The sequence below is a fragment of the Hymenobacter armeniacus genome (assembly GCF_014699055.1).
In the GTDB taxonomy this organism is placed as follows: domain Bacteria; phylum Bacteroidota; class Bacteroidia; order Cytophagales; family Hymenobacteraceae; genus Hymenobacter; species Hymenobacter armeniacus.
In genome coordinates, this window is the sequence record NZ_JACXAC010000004.1 from 479,585 (window position 1) to 498,056 (window position 18,472).

Annotated in this window: 10 protein-coding genes; 5 read left to right on the forward strand and 5 right to left on the reverse strand. The window is 59.6% G+C overall.

Going from position 1 to position 18,472, the window contains the following annotated elements; all coding sequences use genetic code 11:
- Window positions 1-353: 353 nt before the first annotated feature.
- The 5 genes from IC234_RS13460 to IC234_RS13480 all read right to left on the reverse strand — a co-directional run bounded on the left by IC234_RS13460 (window position 354) and on the right by IC234_RS13480 (window position 10,196).
- Complete coding sequence (locus tag IC234_RS13460) at window positions 354-1,991, reverse strand: glycosyl hydrolase family 28-related protein (RefSeq protein ID WP_190925445.1); 1,638 nt, start codon at window positions 1,989-1,991, stop codon at window positions 354-356.
- Between the two features lie 21 nt (window positions 1,992-2,012).
- The gene (locus IC234_RS13465) at window positions 2,013-3,089 is read right to left on the reverse strand and encodes a glycoside hydrolase family 88/105 protein (protein ID WP_190925448.1); all 1,077 of its coding nucleotides are present in this window, start codon (window positions 3,087-3,089) and stop codon (window positions 2,013-2,015) included.
- Window positions 3,090-3,165: 76 nt separating this feature from the next.
- Window positions 3,166-3,993: a hypothetical protein gene (locus tag IC234_RS21860; RefSeq protein ID WP_223827672.1), complete on the reverse strand. Its 828-nt coding sequence runs from the start codon at window positions 3,991-3,993 to the stop codon at window positions 3,166-3,168.
- Between the two features lie 471 nt (window positions 3,994-4,464).
- Window positions 4,465-5,361 carry a polysaccharide lyase gene (locus IC234_RS13475; RefSeq protein WP_190925450.1) on the reverse strand — a complete coding sequence of 299 codons (897 nt, stop codon included), beginning with the start codon at window positions 5,359-5,361 and terminating at the stop codon, window positions 4,465-4,467.
- Window positions 5,362-5,474: 113 nt separating this feature from the next.
- On the reverse strand, window positions 5,475-10,196 hold the full coding sequence (locus tag IC234_RS13480) for a carbohydrate-binding protein (RefSeq protein WP_190925451.1): 4,722 nt from the start codon (window positions 10,194-10,196) through the stop codon (window positions 5,475-5,477).
- A gap of 752 nt (window positions 10,197-10,948) precedes the next feature.
- Here IC234_RS13480 and IC234_RS13485 point away from each other — a divergent pair.
- The 5 genes from IC234_RS13485 to IC234_RS13505 all read left to right on the forward strand — a co-directional run bounded on the left by IC234_RS13485 (window position 10,949) and on the right by IC234_RS13505 (window position 18,418).
- Window positions 10,949-12,193 carry a DUF4861 domain-containing protein gene (locus tag IC234_RS13485; RefSeq protein ID WP_190925454.1) on the forward strand — a complete coding sequence of 415 codons (1,245 nt, stop codon included), beginning with the start codon at window positions 10,949-10,951 and terminating at the stop codon, window positions 12,191-12,193.
- 54 nt (window positions 12,194-12,247) lie between these two features.
- A complete protein-coding gene (locus tag IC234_RS13490; RefSeq protein ID WP_223827673.1) occupies window positions 12,248-14,527 on the forward strand; it encodes a glycoside hydrolase family 3 C-terminal domain-containing protein in 2,280 nt (759 codons plus the stop codon).
- Between the two features lie 66 nt (window positions 14,528-14,593).
- Complete coding sequence (gene kduD, locus IC234_RS13495; protein WP_190925456.1) at window positions 14,594-15,358, forward strand: 2-dehydro-3-deoxy-D-gluconate 5-dehydrogenase KduD; 765 nt, start codon at window positions 14,594-14,596, stop codon at window positions 15,356-15,358.
- A 152-nt stretch (window positions 15,359-15,510) separates the two neighbouring features.
- On the forward strand, window positions 15,511-17,493 hold the full coding sequence (locus tag IC234_RS13500; protein ID WP_190925458.1) for a polysaccharide lyase family 8 super-sandwich domain-containing protein: 1,983 nt from the start codon (window positions 15,511-15,513) through the stop codon (window positions 17,491-17,493).
- 649 nt (window positions 17,494-18,142) lie between these two features.
- The gene (locus tag IC234_RS13505; RefSeq protein WP_190925461.1) at window positions 18,143-18,418 is read left to right on the forward strand and encodes a carboxypeptidase regulatory-like domain-containing protein; all 276 of its coding nucleotides are present in this window, start codon (window positions 18,143-18,145) and stop codon (window positions 18,416-18,418) included.
- Window positions 18,419-18,472: the final 54 nt, after the last annotated feature.

Consider the following 18,472-nt stretch of genomic DNA (forward strand, 5'->3'; position numbering starts at 1 on the left):
CTTTCTCATTTTTAACAGATGTTGTTCAAATGAGATTTATTTATTAATTTATTGATTGCCAATGTTATGGTTACTGAAAATTCAAAATGGTGAGGAGCTGATTTTCATTTTTAGCACGCGGCTGTCACAATATTTTTAGCGGCCGCGCCCACTCACACGGGCACTTATACATCTTCCAGATGGGAGGTCGAGGAAGGAGAAAAGAAGGCGATGCCCGCGCGGGGAGCACCGAAAGCAGCGAAACTGCACCACGTCAAAAGGCCCCGAAGCAGCGCTGCTTCGGGGCCTTTCAGTTGCTCAAAATGGCATCTCGATTTGTTTCTTCAGAGCCTCAACCACTCGAGGAGCCTGCCTCATTTAAGCAACTTCAGCCTTCTTGCTAGCTGGTCTAAATAAAGGGATTTGGGTAGCAAGGATTCGCCTTTGCCGATGCCTTCTTTGAAGTCCTCGGGGGCCGAATCGTAGTTGTATTCTTTTATCTTACCGGCCGTTGGCGAAGTTTTAACGGCACTGGCCGGGCCACTGGTGCCAATGACGTAGCCCCAGCCAAACTGCTCGGAATCGATTACATAAGGTGACTTCGCCGGGTAGGCTTCGCCCACCGTGTTCCAGTACACACTTTGGGTAGTGGGGTAGCCGTGCATTTCCGGCAGGGTGCCCCAGGGCCGGAATTTGGCCTCTAAAAAATCCTTGTTCAGCGTCGTGTTGTCAAACAGATTGGCCATGCTCAGGTGCATGTGGAAATCACTGGCCAGCGTCGAGTTTTCGCCCCGGCAGCGCAGAATGACGTTGCCATTGCTCCGCATCGATTTGAAATCATAATTGTGGCGGGCATACGCGGCAAAGCAGTTCCGGATAAGGCAATCATTGGAAGCCAGCGTGTACATGTAGCCATTGCCGCCTTCGCCCAGGTACTGGGCTTTCTGAAAGGAACACGCGTCCACCGTCACAAACCGGGAGTTCTGCAGCAACACCCCGCTGGAAACCAGGTGGATATCGTCTTTATTCTCGTCCGGCTTGTAAGTGCTGACATTTCTAATCCAGCAGTTGATGGCGCTGTTTATCATGATTAGGTGAGCACCGTGTACCTCGTAAGCAGCAGTCCCCTTCGTATTGAAATCCAGGCCTCCCAAGCCCGGCAGTGTTGATTGCCGGTTGGCAATGGAAAAACCCTCGATGCCAACCTCGCTCAGCACGGGCTGCACGTTGTACACCCGGGCGTTATCCCGCTTTTTGAGAAAATACCGGGTAGGGGCGTCAATCTGCAGGGTGTTTGCCTTTTTATCTATCGCCGTGATGTAGCGGTAAAAGAGGGTGCCAACCAGCGAGGGTTCCCACAGGTTGTCCATGTTATGCTCCGTGATAAACTCTTTGGTAACATCAGTTCGCAGAACTATCCAGTCCCCCACTTTAAAATCCTGAACGGAGGAAACCGGAATGGTTTGAGTAGGCAGCAACAAGTCTTGGGCTATGCTCACTGCCTTGCTTTCGGGGCTCAGCCAATTGCCTCCGGCGGTTGGCTTGGCCTGGATGACGGCGGTATTTCGCACATCGGAATTGTCATTAAAAATGAACGTCTGGCCGATGCCTGCACCCCTTAATACCACGTTGCTGTAGCTTATCTTCAAGGGGTTGGCCTTGGCAGCCGAAACGTCAATCCGATATTTCCCCGCCGGCAAATAGACCACCCCGCCGCCGCGCTGGCCCACATCATTCAGCGCTTTTTGAATTGTGGCCGTCACATCCTCTTTGCCCGAATTATCTGCTGCATAAGGCGCTTTGGTGACGTCTACTGTGTTCTTTTTTATGTCAGGAAGCGCCCGCTCACCCCGATGATAGCCGGCATAGGAGAAATCGTGCAGGAACCGGCCTTCGCTGTCCTGCATTCCCGGCTTCCAGTTTGAGGGATATAAGCTGCTGCGCCATTCCTGGCAAAAAGCCGAATGAGCAGTAAGCAGAAAAACGGCCAGGAGAACGGAAGGCTTATTCATGAATTGGTGCGGCTTGGCAGTTTATTTTAGTTTCAGCACTTCGCTGCCCGCCAATAGAAATGCGCCCGTGCCGTAGTTCTGCCAGCTGTCAGCCGTCGCCGGGCGCGGGTCGAAGCCAATGTTTTGGACGAAACCAACCATGCCGTCGGGTTTTTGCATTTTCAATAAGGCGGGCCAAGCCTTCGCTACCACGGGCCTGAAATCGGCCGGATTGAGCAGGCCGTTGTTGATGCCCCAGGCAATGCCGTAGGTGAAGAAGCCGCTGCCGCTGGTTTCGGTGTGGTCGTAAGACTCGGGGGAGAGCAGGCTGGTGGTCCACATCCCGTCGGGCTGTTGCAGGGTCTTCACTTTGGTGGCCATTTCCCTGAAAAGCTGCTCAAAAAAAGGACGGTGCGCGTCGTCTTTCGGCAGGTCCTGCAGGATTAGAGCCAAGCCGCCCAGTACCCAGCCGTTTCCCCGGGACCAGAATATCTTTTTGCCGTTTTTCTCTTTCCTATCGGTGCTGGCGCCCGTCCACAAAAACCGGTCGTCTCGGGCAAAAAGGTGCTCTTCTTTATCGTAGAGCAGGTCATAGGTTTCTTTGTAGTGCCGGTACATGTCGTCCAGCAGCACGGGGTTATTGTTCCGTTTGGCCAGCACCGTGAAAACCGGCGGCGCCATGAAAAGCGCATCGCACCACCACCACAACGGTTTGGTGCGTTGCTGCTCCTGCTGATAAGCCAAATGCTTTTTGATGAAGTCTTCGGTCGGCACTAGGTTGGCGTCTTTTTCGCCAAGGGCTGCCAGATACAAGTACGCGTAGCTGATGGCCACGTCATCGGCGCTGTTGATGCGGATATAGGTTTGCCATTCATTTTTCCGGGCCATTGCTTGCAGAGCCTGCAAAAAATCAGCGTCGCCGGTGGCCTGATGAGCTTTCACAACTCCAGTATAGTAAGCCCCATTGGTCCAGTCTTTGGTCGACTTTTCGACAATTGGATGTGCCTCTTGCCACGCCAGAGCTCTAAGCATTGCCTTTTTCGTGTTGGAAGCAGTTCCGATTCCACCTGCACTTTTTGCAGTAGTGCATGCTTGTGTGAAAAAGATTGCTGCGAACAAGGAACAGATTAGAAGAAATCTCATTATGATTGAATTTGGCTCGGGTGGACGGGGGTGGGCGTTGGCAATCTGCTGATTACTGCAGCCTCCCGGCGGCGTTTTCTAAGACCACATTGGAGAGAATGGCGGTATCTATTTTATCCGGAATGTGTGAGCAGAAGCCGATGCCCACGTAAAACGGCTCTTTGAAGGTGAGCTTAATGGGGTCGCCTAATTGGTGCATGGGTTCGCCATTGAGGCTAATGAACATGGCGTAGTTTTCGCCGCGCTTTTCTAGCCCGATGCGCATGGCGCTTTTCTCCGGGACTTTCATTTGCAACACCTTCGTGTTTTTCTCCGGTCGCCAGGCCAGGTGCATCAGGCCCGCGCCGTGACGGGCTACCATGGCTTCTTCGGAGTCATCGTCCAGGCTTTGCCGGATAATCACGACCGCCTTTCTGTCGAAAAAGCCTTCGGCATTGGGGAATTTGACATCAGCAGCCAACGATACGTCGCCCGACATCTTCTTCCACAGAAAGCGGAATTCATCTCGGGTGTACCAGATGTTGTAACCGGCCGAATTAATGGTGTATTCCTTCGTAGTCGGTTCAAAACTGGAGTTTCCGGGCACCAGTGATGCGCCCACGTCGCTCTGGCCATCGAAAATGCCAATGTGCCGGTTTGACGTTTTGGTGGCCCGGTGAAAATCGGCCGGCGGAGGGACCTGCTTGTGCGTGGATGAACCGGGCAATGCCCAATCCGGCACAACCGGTTTCGTTGCTGCCGTTTGGGAATCACCAACCTTGCATGATACAATGCAGCCCATAGCAATCGAAGCCAAGATGATTAATGCATTGTTTTTGTTGTTGTAGAGATTTAAACCACCGTTGCGCCTTTCTCTCAGCACTTTCAATAGGTTTTTCATGCGTTGCCGACGTTTATATGCTGCCTTAATTGGGCGATTAATGTCCTGATTTGTTGAATCAAGTCATTCAAAAAATAGGCGGTCTAAATCAGGATGGTTGTTGCAGAAGGTCGATGGCAACGACTCCACATATGGGCGCCAACTATGGCCGCGCGCAACTTCATCGCAACGACCACGGCCACGCCTGTGGGCTTGCTCGCTGCCACTGATGACGGTAGCCACACTGGCAAAAAAGGCGCAGGGAACCAGCCCAGCATCGTCGCGCCTACGGCCGAAAAAGCGCAGCAACAACGCTGGAAAGCCCTTGAACTGGCTGAAATGTGGACGGTTGTGGGTCCCAAACGGCGCAAGGTATGGCTGTGGTTGGCCGTCACGTGGCCTGGGTGTGGCGTCTGGACAACCGCCGATTGCACATGAGTTTTAAGCACGAAAATCCTTATTAGCATTTTCGTGCTTAAGACTCATATGAAATCATGGAGCAAGCTGATTCACTTTTACATCATCGTAAAAAATATCGCCAGCCGGGCCAGACCAACTGGTGTCATCCCCGCCCCTAAATGTATCAAACGATATTCTCGTTATTTTACGATAATTGTGGTCGTTGGTCCAGCGAATGTCAGGGATGTTTGCTAGCTCGGTCCAAGTAGTAGCAGTACTCTTTTTGATGAGTATTTTTAAATAGCCATTCCTGTTGCTGTAGGTATTGCTTGTGACGTGTATATAAACGTTATACCACGCCCCTTTTTCCAATCCGTCGAATTGTTTGCTTTGTGGATTATCACCACAATGATATGCAGGGGTATTGGGCATATCGAAGTAATACACGTATGGCTTTATTGCGTGAGTTGTAGTGGATGTTCTTTTCCACATCAGCCTCACACTAGCTCCGTGCCCCGCCGTTGGAACATTGCAGGCACTGGCTCCGTCCCCAATCTCAAATCCCCAGCCAAGTTTTCCCCCTTCCGAAAAGGTGAAGGCAGGGTCAAACTTAAAGCTGTAACTCATATCGTAATCCGTACCATCGGATACATTGTTTGAAGCTACTAGCCCGTTGGTATACGAATAGCCGTCATCTAAATGGACGCGCAGGGAATTATCTATAATCCACTGTTTGCCTCCACGCCAATTGTCGGTTTTGGAATTATCTCCAAAATCTGCAGCGTATTCTGCAGCCGTGTATTCATGATTTGCAGCAGTAAACGTTTTTAGAGGAATGTTGCTAAAAATAGCATTGGACCGTACGGGGTCGATTTTATAATCCCCGTTTGTGGTCGTTTGCAGTGGATTGTCTTTTTCGCACGAGACCAGGAGAGCAGTTGCAAACAACAGGCACACAGCCCCTTTTTGGGTGAATTTGGTTCGCTTCATGACGAGTTGGTTTTTGGTTTGCGATTGAAATGGGAAAGGAAGGCCGGTTAACCGGCGTCGACGCCCGCTGATAAAGCCAGCACAAAGCAGTTCATCGGGCCTGCCCAGGCCAGCTACTCGATAACCACGCGCTTGGTCAGCACCTGATTATCGGCCTGCAAGCGCAGGGTGTAGACGCCCGCGGCCAGGCCCGAGGTGCTGAATTCGGCGGTAGCCCCGGCGGCGTTGAGGCCGATGGTGTGGGCCTGCACCGTTTGGCCCAGGGCGTTGAGCAGGGTGGCGCGCACTGCGTGCTGGCCCGCCAGCGGGGGCAGCAATAAGGTGAAGCGGGCGCGGGCCGGATTGGGGTATACACTCACGGCTTCGGTGGTCAACTCGGCACGGGAAGCCGTGACAGTGGCCGAACGGAACACGAGGCTGAAGCGCCCGTCGCCGCCCGCCAGCGTGCCCAACGCGAACGGATAGCTGCTGCCCGCCGCCAGCAATTGCTGGGTTCCGGTCAGCGCATCGCGCAAATACACGGGCGCGTTAAAATTGCTCAACTGCGCCACCGTGAAGGCGAAGTTCCCGGTCTGCGGCACGCGTAGATTGAGCGGAACTACCACGTCGGTAGTGCCGAGCGGGGCCAGGGCGTTGATGGCCAGCGGCGCGGTGCCGGCCAGCGTGGCCAGGTCCAGGCCGGTGGCGTTGGGCAGCTTGGTGGCGTCGAATTCAGTATCAATGCCAGTTGTGGCGCCTTGCTCGAAGTACACGTAGGCGTCGTCCTGCAAATTGCCGCCGTTCAGCGTGAGGCGCAGCAGTGGCCGGGTATTGGCGGTGCCGCGGCCGAAGACGGGCTGCGGGTCGAAACTGGTGATGCGGTTGGTGTTGGTCAGGTTCACGGCGCCGGGCGTGCCGGGGGCCGAAACGCGGGCGAAATAGCCCGAGCCGGCCACAATCAGCGGGGAGGCGCCCACGCCGTTGGCGTAGGTGCGGTAGGTGCCGGCGTACTGGCCGGTGCTCTGGTACACGTACATGGCCGCGTCCATGCCCGGGCGCTGGGCGGGCGTCACGGTGTTCCAGTCCAGGGGGCTGGGGTAGGGGTTACCTAGCAACTGCCAGCCGGCGTCGGCGTTAGTGCCCCGGCTGAGCGGTCCCGAGTTCTGGGCGGCGTTGTTGAAGGTGCCGGTGAAGGCGATGGGCGCGGCGGTGGCGGGCGCGTTCACGGTGTAGCCGCGCGTGGGCTGCATGGTTTCAGTGGCATCGGCGGGCGAGAACCAGCCTTTATCGAAGGCCGCATAGTTGGAAGTTGCCGTGGCCAGGCGGCTTTCATCGTAGCCAAACACCGTGGGGAACGGCGACACTGAACTGGGCGTTACGCTGGTGTTGTAGGCCGAATTGAATGTGGGCGTAAAGCCCGGGGTGACCAGGCTGCCGAACGTGGTACCCGCCACCGGCGAGCTCATATGGCGGTAGGCCGGCCCCGTCGTGGCGCTGGTGATGGCTCGCTGCATGGTGCCGTTGCCGGTGATAACGCCCCCGCTGTTGTCGACCAGCGCCGTGCCATCAATCGTTGAAAGTAGCGTGAACGGCTGGCCTGCGGTGGCCAAGTTGCCGCTTTGCAAACGGGCCACCTGAGCCACGCTCACGGCTTGGCTCAGGGTGAGGCCGGCGGGGTTGTTCACCGTGAGGTTGCGCACTTGGGCGGGCAGGCCCGTGCCCGTCACTTGGGCCGCCGTGCCGTTGTAGGTGTAGATGCCATCAATTGAGAAGCTGCGCGAGCCCGCTAGCTGAATGGCGCCGGTGCTGCCGCTGGCCGCAATGCCGGCCGGGTCGCAGATTTGCAGCTCGGCGCCGGCTTGTAGCTCGAAGCTGCCCGCGCCGCTCAGCGTTTGGCAGTTGGTGGTAAGCTTGCCGCCGGTGAGCACTCGTACCGTGGTGGCCACGGTGGTGGTGAGTTGCGGCAGCAGGGTGCCGCCGCTCTGCACGATAATGCTGTTGTAGCTGCCGCCGGCGGGCATGCGCTGGCCGTTGGTCACCACCAAATCGGGTCCCGTCACGGCGCGGCGCAAGGACTGAATGTAGGTGACGTTGGGCGTGCCGAAGCCGTAGCCCCAGTTCGGTGCGGTGCTCTGGGAAATGGCGGCCTTGCCGGCGCCGTTGTAGTCGGCGATGGTCTGGGTGGGGTTCAGCGGGTAGTGAAACGAGCTGGGGGCGCCGCCGGCTTCGGCGTCGGGTGAGGTCATTTTGTTGCCGGGCACCGAGAGGTAGAGTGGCGAAGTGCCCGCTGCCACCGAGCCGGCCAGCCCCAGGCGCGTCGCAAACGTGTGGATGGCCCCGGCCACGCCCGTCGGGCTCGAACCCGCTTCCTTAATCATCACCATTTCGTACTGCGTGACGTTGAAATTGGTGGAGGTGCTGGTGAGGTAAGTGCTGTTGCCGAGCAGCAGGTCCACGGTAAAGTCCGAGGCGTCGTAGTCGGGCACGTAGCCGGCGGGGCCGGCCAGCTGGCGCAGCACCACGGTGGTACCGCTGCGCATATCGGCCCAAAACGGCGTGTTGTTGAACTGGTACTTGCCGCCGGCGTCGGTGGTGCTGCTGGCGTCAAAGTCCTTCACAATCATGCCGCGCATGTCGAGGTGGTCCTGCACCACGAGCAGCTCCACGGCGTCGTTGGTGCCCAGCGCGTCATTCGAACCGTTGTACACGCGGTTTACCACAATGGGCGGCGGAGGCATGGCCGTGAACGTGATTTTGGAGATGTTGAAGCTGCTCGTGACCAGGTCAAACTTCAGCGTCGCGTTCGGCGAAGCATCCAGATACACGTTGTTCACCACCACGCTCTGGTAGGTGTTGTAGCTGCCCGTAGCGGGAATGGCTACCACGCCGGTTTTGTCCACGTCGTTCACGCTCAGCCGCAACGAGCCCGTCGAAGTAGCCGGCGTCGACACCCGAAACGCGATGCTGTAGTAGCCGCTGGTCTGGATGTTGACGGTGTATTTCAGCCATTCGCCGGCGGCCGAGTAACCGATGTTGCCGTAGCCGGCGTCGCCGTTTTGGGTATCCACGCCCTCGTTGGGCCGGGGGGCGGTGGGGTCGGCGGTCGCGCCGCGGTTTTCCATTTCGTTGTCGTGATAGGCCACACCCTCGCCGCCGAAGTCGTATTCAATGGACTTCACCACGCCCGGAATCAGGGCCGGCGTGCCGTTGTAGGGCGTGCGCTGGCAGGAATTCACCTGCACGTAGGCCGGCTTGCTCACCACGATGGTCGTGTCAGGGTTCACCAGCGTCATGGTCACGTTTTTGGCGCCGGCCGTGGTGTAGGTCACGGCAAAAGGCCCGCGGCCGCTGGCCGTGGCCGGCGTGGCGCCCGCCCCGAAAGCCCAGGTGAGCGAAGTGTAACTGCCCACCACCGCGCCCGTGTACGTCACCGCATCGGGGGCCAGGCAGGTGACGGTTTTATCGGCCGAAAAATCCGCCAGCGTCAGCGTCTGGCCGGGCCGCAGGTAGGTTGGGGGCAGCGCACCCTGGGCGTGTTGCAGCGAATACACAATCTTGCGCGTGAGCGCGCCCTGCGCATCAAACAGCAGCACCAGCGTCGACTGCGCGGGGATTCTGTCGTTGTAAGCCGCGTTGATGCCGGCCGGCACGTTGATTTTGAGTGCGTTCGTGCCCGGCACCGTGGCCGTGTTCAGCTGCACCGTGAAATCGAAGTCCGTCACGTCGCTTTCGTTCAGGACCATCACCGCCGTGGTGCCGTTGTCCTGGCTGCAGACCTCTTTCACCAGGCTCTGATTATCAGTCGCGTTGAGGTTAATGCCGTGCATGTTTTCCGACACCAGCATCTCGTGCCAGAAGCAGGAGCGGGGCTTGATGGTGGCCACCGTGGCGCCGTCGAGGTAGCCCTTGTCGCTCACGATGCGCGAGCCGTTGCTCTCGTGAATGCACCAGGGCTGCATCGACACGGCCTCGTACTTCATGCCCACGCCAAACACCTCGGCCCAAAACTGGCCGTTGATGAACGAGTGCGCGCCGAGGCCCTCCACCGTGTTCACAGCGGGGTTGGCGTAGTCGAGGTTGAACTCCGTGAGGGCCCAACGCAGGGCGTTGGCGCCGGTGCGGTTGTTTTTGGTGTTGGCGGCGGCCATCAGGCCCAGCAGGTTGGTCACGGTGTTGGCCACGTTCTGGCCGGCGGCCACCACCTGGGCCCGCGTCTGGTTGCCCGAGAACGGGTAAGTGTGGAAGGAAATGATGTCGATGTAGTAGCGCCCGTTGGCGTCGGTGCCGGTCACGTCGTTGGCTCCCCCCAGCAGGGCGGGGTAGTAGGCGTTGTAGCCGGCGTTTTCGGGCCCCACAATCAGGATGCTGGGGTCCACGGCCTTCATGGCCGAGGCGAAGCCTTTGATGTAGGCTTCCACGCCCGCCACCGGCACCACGTTGGGCTGGGCTGCCAAATCGGGCTCGTTGCCGATAATCCAGTACTTCACGTTGCGGCCCATGGTGATGTTCACATGGTTTACTACCTGCGCCGCCTGCGTGGCCGTGAACCGCCCGCGGCCTTCCGACACCTGCACCATGGGCTCGGCCCCAATGCGGCGAATGGAGTCAATCAGGGCGATGTATTGGGCGTTGGTTATCAGGTTGGTGTTGGCGCCGTTGCCGCCGATGCGAATCATCTTCACCTTCGACTGCTTGACCACCGGCCACAGTTGGTCGAGCAGCCCGCCGTAGTTTGTACTGCCCAGGGCCTTGGGCAGCCAGGCGTTTTGACCGGCCAGGTAGGGCGAGATGGCCTGGCCGTGGCCGGCCCCAATAGCGAGCCAGCTTAGCAGGAGGAGGTATAGTAGTCTTTTCATGCGTGGGAATTTGGGGGTTGGTTCGGAAGTAAGAAGCGGCGCAAGGGGCCGCCAACAGCGCAGATTAATTCGTGCCCGAACAGGACCCAGGAGCTCCGACAAACCGCCTCCGCAGCGGGACTTGTGTGCCGGGTTGGGGCCGTGAGGCGGCTGGCGCTGATAAGGGCCGTTGGCCTAGGCAACTCAGAGGGAATGGCCCGCCTCGGAGCAGCTAATTGCTGAGGGGCTCTACAAATGTCTGCGGAAGCCGACGCTACCACTTTCTCATTTTGAACCATCGTGGTTCATTTTGTGAATATTATTTAAAATACTGTTATACAATATTTTATTGAGCAAAAAATGAAACTGTAATCAGTTGCTGTTTCATTTTTAGCACGGGCCTGTCACAATACTTTTAGTGAAAATGGTAATCATCCCAACCATCACCGCCCTTGGTGCAGCGAAGCGGGAAAAAAGCAAAAAGCCGAAAAGTTGACAGCTGAAAACGGCGTGTATATTTCCGCCGCAATCGCAACATCGGCTTCTGCCGCGGGCCCACGAACGGGCTCATGTACTTGCACCAGCCCAGGCAGCCGGCCCCGCGTTCTGCGGGGCTGCTCACCTCACGGTTTTGGCTGATTGACCCGCCCAGGGTGCGGGAATGAAGGAGTTGCGCGGCCAGCCCGCTACGATACATCCACGAAAACGCACGACTGCTGCCGCAGTCGGAGCGTCGCCTTTTTGCCACGTCACTTTTAAGCCCTTCTTCAGCAATGGCCTATCCCTGGCTGCATTTTACCAGAGCAATAGGGTTCACGCCGCTCTTGTTCCCGCTGGCGCTGCACCCGGTAGGAGGCAGCCGCCCCGCGCCCAAGACTCCTACTGCGCTTGCTTTCAGCGTGCGCAACCGGCTGGCGGTGGCCCGGCCCACCGAAACGGTGAGCTTGCCGGCCGCGCGGCTATCAGGACTCATCAAGGCCTACGGCGCCGACAACCTGCTGGTGCGCGATGCGGCCGGCAAAGTGTTAGTAAGCCAGTTGCTCGACAACAACGCCGACGGCCAGGCCGATGAGCTGCTTTTCCAGACCGCGCTGGCCGCTAATGAAACCCGGAAATTCACCGTGTCGGGCGCAGCCGATGGAGCCGCCCAGCGCCCGAAAAGCCCCTATGCGACCTTCTCCCGCTTCGTGCCCGAGCGCATCGACGACTACGCCTGGGAGAATGAGCGGGTGGCCTTCCGCACCTACGGCCCCGTGGCGCAGCAGCTCACCGAGGCCGGCCGCAAAGACGGCACCCTCACCAGCGGCATGGACTGCTGGCTGAAAAGGGTGCCCAGCCCGGTCATCGACAAGTGGTACGCCGGCTACAAAACCGACCCGAGCTACTACCACCACGACCGCGGCGAAGGCTACGACCCCTACCACGTGGGCGACAGCCGCGGCTGCGGCGGCACCGGCATCTGGGACGAGGGCCGGCTGTGGGTTTCCAAAAACTTCGTCAGCTACAAAACGCTGGCCACCGGCCCCATCCGCACCGTGTTTGAGCTGACGTATGGGCCCTGGCAGGCCAACGGCCGCACCATCACCGAGCGCAAGCGCATTTCGCTGGACCTGGGCAGCAACCTGACCCGCTACGAAGACTACTGCAGCAGCCCGCAGGCGCTGCCCAATTTCGTGGTGGGCATCACGCTGCACGAGAAGAAGGGCGCGGTGCAGACCGACCAGAAAGCCGGCTGGTTTCGGTACTGGGAGGCCGTGGATGACGCCGAAATCGGCACCGGCGTAGTGCTGGACCCGCGCGCCGTGACGGAGGTGCGCGACCACCGCGTGGAGCAGCCCGACCAAAGCAACCTCCTCGTTTTTACCCGCCCGCAGAGTGGCCCGCTGGTTTTCTACGCGGGCTTTGGTTGGACGAAGAGCGGCCAGTTCCGCGCCGTGCCGGAGTGGGATGCCTACCTCGCCCAATTTGCCCGGCGCCTGGCTTCGCCGGCAGAAATAAGCTGGGTGAAAACCCAGTAAACAACATCGTCAATATCGGCATCTTTTGCCCGCAACCCTTTTGCTAACTCACCTATGAAATTCGCTTCTGTACGCCTCATGGCAGTAGCCGGCACGGCCCTTTGCGCCGCTACCGCTTTCAATCTGGCTTCGCCTCCCGTTCCGCCGAAACGCGGTGCCACCCCGCTCAACCGGCAGGCCGCGCTCATGACCAACGAGGCGGCCGTGGATGCGCTGCTGAAACAGCTCACGCTGGAAGAAAAAATCAAGATGGTGCACGCCAACTCGTCGTTTGCCGCCGGCGGCATTGCCCGGCTCAACATTCCCGAGCTGATGACGTCCGACGGCCCCCACGGCGTGCGCCCCGAGCAGGGCCGCGACTGGAAAGCCGTGCCGGACCCCAACAACGCCGGCACGTACATGCCCACCAACAACACCCTGGCCGCCACCTGGAACCCCGAGCTGGGCTACGCCTACGGCGCCGTGCTGGGCCAGGAGGCCAATTTCCGGGGCAAAGACATCATCCTCGGGCCCGGCATCAACATCATCCGGGCCCCGCTCAACGGGCGCAATTTCGAGTACCTCAGCGAAGACCCCTACCTGGTGGGGCAGATGGCGGCCGGCTACATCCGCGGGGTGCAGGCCCAGGGCGTGTCGGCCTGCGTGAAACACTACGCAGCCAACAACCAAGAATGGCAGCGCAACAAAATCGACGTGAACATGAGCGAGCGGGCCCTGCGGGAAATCTACCTGCCCGGCTTCCAGGCCGCCGTGCAGCAGGGCGGCGCGCACGCGCTGATGGGCTCCTACAACAAGTTCCGGGGCCAGTTTGCCACCGAAAACGCCTACCTGATGAATGACATTCTGAAAGGCGAATGGGGCTTCAAAGGCTTGGTGATGAGCGACTGGGGCTCCAACCACAACACGATGGACGCCCTGCGCAACGGCACCGACCTGGAAATGGGCACCGACCTGGTGCTGAAGCGCAACAGCGTGGACCAAAGCGCCACCGCCAGCACCGGCGCAGCCGCCCCGGCCGCCACCAAGAACATCTACGACCGGTTCTACCTGGCCGACGCGGCCCTGGAAGCCATCAAGCAAGACCCCAAGCTGGAGCCGCTGCTCGACGACAAAGTGCGGCGCATTCTGCGGGTGATGTACGCTACCAACATGCTGGACGGCAAAAAGCGCCAGCCGGGCGCGCACAACACTTCCGCCCACCAGGCCACCGCCCTCAAAGTGGCCGAGGAAGGCATTGTGCTGCTCAAAAACAACGGCCTGCTGCCGCTGAAGAAAACGGTGAAGACCGTGGCCGTCATCGGGGCCAATGCCACGCGTGAAAATGCGGGCGGCGGCGGCAGCGCGCAGCTCCAGGCCAAATACGAAATCACGCCCTTGCAGGGCATTAAGAACGAATTAGGTGACAAAGCCACCGTCACCTACGCCGAAGGCTACAAAGTTGCCAGAGGCCAAAAAGCCGACCCGGCGCTGATTGCCGAAGCCGTGGCCGCCGCCAAAGCGGCCGACGCGGTGGTGTACGTGGGCGGTTACATCCACGGGTACGACTACGCCAACTGGGGCCAAAACGCCTACGACGCCGAAGGCATCGACAAGCCCGACCTGAAAATGCCCTTCGGCCAGGATGAGCTGGTGCAGGCCGTGCTGGCCGCCAACCCTAACACCGTGGTGGTGCTGCTGGGTGGCGGGCCCATCGAAGTGGCGCCCTGGGTGGGCCAGGCCAATGCGCTAGTAGAAGCCTGGTACCCCGGCATGGAAGGCGGCAATGCGCTGGCGCACATTCTATTCGGTGATGTGAACCCCTCGGGCAAGCTGCCCTTCACGTTCCCGGTGAAGCTGGAAGACGCGCCGGCGCACAAGCTCGGCGAATATCCTAGCGCGCCCGGCGACCCGCTAAAGCAAACCTATAAGGACGACATCTGGGTGGGCTACCGCTACTACGATACCTACAATGTGGCCCCGCAGTTCGCCTTCGGCCACGGTCTGAGCTACACCACCTTCAAGTACAGCAACCTGACCGTAACGCCCGGCCCGAAAAGCGCCACCGTGAAGCTCACCGTCACCAATACGGGCAAGACGGCCGGTGCCGAAGTAGTGCAGGTGTACGTGCACGACGAGCAAGCCTCGGTGAAGCGCCCCGAAAAGGAACTCAAGGGCTTCAAAAAGGTCTTCCTGCAGCCCGGCCAGGCCCAAACGGTGACCGTGCCCCTGAATGCCGAAGCCTTTCAATTCTACAACGAAGCCAAAAAGCAGTGGGTGCTGGAACCCGGCAAATTCGACGTGCTGGTGGGCAGTTCCTCGCGCGACATCCGCCTGAAAGGCAGCGCGACGCTTTAAAGGCAGGTTGCGGGCACCGACTGATTCGCTGCTGCCTCATTTCAATTTCTTTGTAAATAAGACCTAATGCTCTCTCTTTTTGATGTAACGGGCAAAACGGCGCTGGTGACGGGCTGCACGCGGGGCATTGGCCAAGCCATGGCGCTGGGCCTGGCCGAAGCCGGCGCCGACATCATCGGCGTGTCGGCCACGGCGAAACCGGACGGCGGCGAAACCGGCCGATTGGTGCGGGCCCTGGGCCGCCAGTTCCACAGCTACCAAGCCGATTTTGGCCAACGGGCGCAAGTAAATAGATTCTTAAGCCGGGTGCAGCAGGAGTTTCCGGTTATCGATATTCTGGTCAACAACGCCGGCATCATCCGCCGCGCGCCGGCCGCCGAGCATTCCGATAAGGACTGGAATGATGTGCTCCATATCAACCTCGACGCGCCCTTCCGCTTAGCTCGCGCTTTGGGTGGCGAGATGCTGAAACGAGGCCAGGGCAAAATCATTTTCACGGCCTCGCTGCTCACCTTTCAGGGCGGCATCAACGTGCCGGGCTACGCGGCCAGCAAGGGCGCCATCGGCTCGCTGGTGAAAGCCCTGGCCAACGAGTGGGCCGGCCGCGGGGTGAACGTGAACGCCATCGCGCCCGGCTACGTGGCCACCGACAACACCGCCGCCCTGCGCCAGGACGAGGAGCGCAGCGCCGCCATTCTCTCGCGCATTCCGGCCGGCCGCTGGGCCGAGGCCGCCGACTTCAAAGGACCAACGGTGTTCCTGGCCTCGGCGGCGAGCGACTACGTGCACGGCACCATCCTCACCGTCGACGGCGGCTGGATGGGGCGGTAAAATCAATGAGCAAGGTCACGCTGCCTGCTGCTTGAATGCCTCTTATCTACATACCTGAAAAAATGAAGGCAACTCTCATCCTTATTATTTTACTCGCCTGCGGTGTTATTGTCAATACACGGGCACAGTTGCCGGCCCCGCCGTTGCGGGATGTGGAAACGGTGCGCAGCCGCTGCGTACGGCTCCTGCTTTCCGATACCGCCTACGCCAGCGAGCGGAGCTACCAGCTAAGCGGCGACATCAGCTACGCGCAGGACGGCGCGGGCTACTTCGCCTCCCTGACGCCGGAGGGCGCCTGGCCCGACATCGACTACCAATCCACGCTAAGCAATGCCTGGCCGCCCTCCTGGCACCTCTACCGCCTGCTGCTGGTGGCCCGGCAGTACCACCGCAACCACGACCCGCAGTACCTGGCCGCGCTGCACCGCGGGCTGGCGTATTGGACCAGCCACGATTTCCGCTGCCCCAACTGGTGGCAAAACCAAATCAACACGCCCTTCGCCTACGCCAGCCTGCTGCTGATGCTGGGCCCCGAAGCCACAGCCCCGGAGCGGGCGTTTCTGGATAACGTATTGAGTTCGCGCATTGCGCAGAAGAACCCCACGGGGCAGAACAAAATCTGGCAGCACGACATCGAAGCCCGCGTGGCCCTGCTCCACAACGATGCCGCCGCGCTAAGCCAGGCGCTGAATAACATGGCCTCGGTCATTGTGGTCAGCACGGGCGAGGGCATTCAGCCGGACTACTCGTTTCAGCAGCACGGGGCCATGCTGCAGTTTGGTAATTACGGCCTGCACTTCGTGAACAGCCTGCTGTTTTGGCTGGCCGTCACAGAGGGCACCAGCTACGCATTTGCGCCGGAAAAGCAGCGCGTGCTGTTTGATTATTGTGCCAATGGCCTGCGCTGGACGGTGTTTCGGGGCAAGATGGATATGACGACCCGCGGCCGCCAATTGCGGGCCGGCGCCGACACCAAGCGCGGGCAGGTGCTCTACGACGACTTGCGGCTGGTGCGCGCCCTCAACCCGGCCCAGGCCTGCCGGTACTTTCTCGACGGCTTCGCCGGCCCGGCCGATGCCGTCTGCGAGCTGCGGGGCAACCAAAATTTCTGGCGCAGCGGCTACTTGGTGCAGATGGCCCGGGGGCAATATTTCACGAGCGTGAAAACGCACGGCCCCTTCGTGAAAAAAATCGAGTCCATCAACGGAGAAAACCTGCTCGGGGCCTACCTGAACGACGGCGTGAGCCTGGTGCAGCGCACGGGCCGGGAGTACCACGACATCGAGGCGTACTGGAACTGGGCCCTGCTGCCTGGCACCACCACCGACACCACCCTGGCGCCCGGCGACGCCCAGGTGCTCAAATCCAATAACGAAGCGGCCTTTGTGGGCCAAGTGTCGGACGGCGCCGCGGGCCTGAGCACCATGGCCTACGACCGGCTCGGCCTGCAAGCGCGCAAAAGCTATTTCATGGTGGGCAATACGCTCGTAGTCCTGGGGGCGGGGATAGCGGCCAAAGACCCCAAAAACGTGGTTACCACGGTCAATCAAACCTATTACAAAGCCCCGCTGGTAAGCACCGAGGCCACGCCGAACAGCCTGCGCTGGCTCTGGCACGACAGCATCGCCTATTTTTTCCTGGCCCCCGGCAGCCAGCCGAAAACGCTGGTGCAAACCAGAAAAAGCAATTGGCCGGCCCTGGACTTGGCCTCCCCGCCTGCGGGCGCGGCCGACGTGCGCAAGACCTGCACCATTCTGCTGCCCCACCGCCAGACCTCAGAATACGCCTACGCCGTGCAAACCGGCCTGGGCCAGGCACAAGCCCGCGACGCGGCCCGCCGTTTTCCGGTGCAGGTGCTGGCCAACACCCGCGCCGTGCAAGCCATCAACGCCACCGACCGGGTGATGGCCGCGTTTTACCAGCCCGGCAAGCTGCGCGTGAACGCCTCCACCAGCATGGAGGCCGGCAGTCCGTGCCTGCTGGTGTACAAGCGCACTACTCCGAAGCCCGAAGTGTGGGTTTCGGACCCCACCCGCACCCTGCAAAACGTGCGGCTGAGCATCAATGGCGTCTCCCATACCATCGCGCTGCCCCAGGGCGACCTGTTGGGCAGTAGTGTAAAAGCTAGCTTTTAAACTCACCGGTCACCTAACAGTGGCTCACGAAGAGATGTGAGGTGAGGAATGCGGCACGGCTGATTCAAAAAAACTGCTGTTTCGCAGCCGCTCAAAACCCGCGTGAAGCCCGTTTCCAAATCCGTGAGCTACTCTTGGAAAGCAGGTGGTTTTACGGATGCACTCAGTTCTATTTGCGAATGCGTAAAAAAGCTCTTGGTGTGCCTGAAGCTGACCGTGATGACATAGCCGTAGCGCTGAGTTCTATCGCATTCGTTGGTGTGGGCGAGCTATTGCGATTCAGCACTGCGAACAGGAAAGCGGCTGCACGGCCGAGTGGCGCTAATTCCAGCAGCTCTTCCTCGATGCCCATTCACAAAACAGCCGCTTCGCCTCCTCGCGAGGCGGCTGTTTTGGTTTTACGTCAAAGCGGCCGCAGGAGCACACGGATAAGAAGAGGAGCCTAGCCTGTCAGGATGAACAAAAGGTGCTACTTTGCGGCACCAAATGGCTGTAAAGTCATAAGTATTCTTTCAAGCATCCACAATTCTTGGCTCCGGGCACTGTGAAGACCTTTTCTACCCTCGTTTTTTCTCTGGCTCTGGCTACGGTTAGTTGCAATGCCGAACGCGTCAGCAGCAGCCCGTCTTCGCTGCGTGAGCAGGAAGTTGTGCGTTTTCGGTCCGCGCCCGGCAAAGCTCCCGTGCTGTTTGGGCAGGTGCAGGCCGTAGATGATGCCGGGCGCTACCCCATGGCCACCTCATCGGTTTCGGTGGATGGCAACGTGTACTACACCAATGCCCTGGGTGCATATCGTGTGCCGGTATCGGTGGGCAAACACCAACTGGTGGTGGAGCACACGGGCGTACGTTCCTCACGCACCTCCGTGAAGGTGGAGCCCGGCGATTCCGTGCAGGTCAACTTCTACCTGCGTTACGCCGATTGAGGCATCGCCCGATGGCAAAAAGCAAAAAGGCCACCCGACGCTTCGGGTGGCCTT

Bases quoted from the DNA above. Each gene is read 5' to 3' on its own strand.
- IC234_RS13460 (WP_190925445.1), bottom strand. From the start codon at position 1,991: ATGAATAAGCCTTCCGTTCTCCTGGCCGTTTTTCTGCTTACTGCTCAT.
- IC234_RS13485 (WP_190925454.1), top strand. From the start codon at position 10,949: ATGGCCTATCCCTGGCTGCATTTTACCAGAGCAATAGGGTTCACGCCG.
- IC234_RS13490 (WP_223827673.1), top strand. From the start codon at position 12,248: ATGAAATTCGCTTCTGTACGCCTCATGGCAGTAGCCGGCACGGCCCTT.
- IC234_RS13480 (WP_190925451.1), bottom strand. From the start codon at position 10,196: ATGAAAAGACTACTATACCTCCTCCTGCTAAGCTGGCTCGCTATTGGG.
- IC234_RS13475 (WP_190925450.1), bottom strand. From the start codon at position 5,361: ATGAAGCGAACCAAATTCACCCAAAAAGGGGCTGTGTGCCTGTTGTTT.
- IC234_RS21860 (WP_223827672.1), bottom strand. From the start codon at position 3,993: ATGAAAAACCTATTGAAAGTGCTGAGAGAAAGGCGCAACGGTGGTTTA.
- kduD (WP_190925456.1), top strand. From the start codon at position 14,594: ATGCTCTCTCTTTTTGATGTAACGGGCAAAACGGCGCTGGTGACGGGC.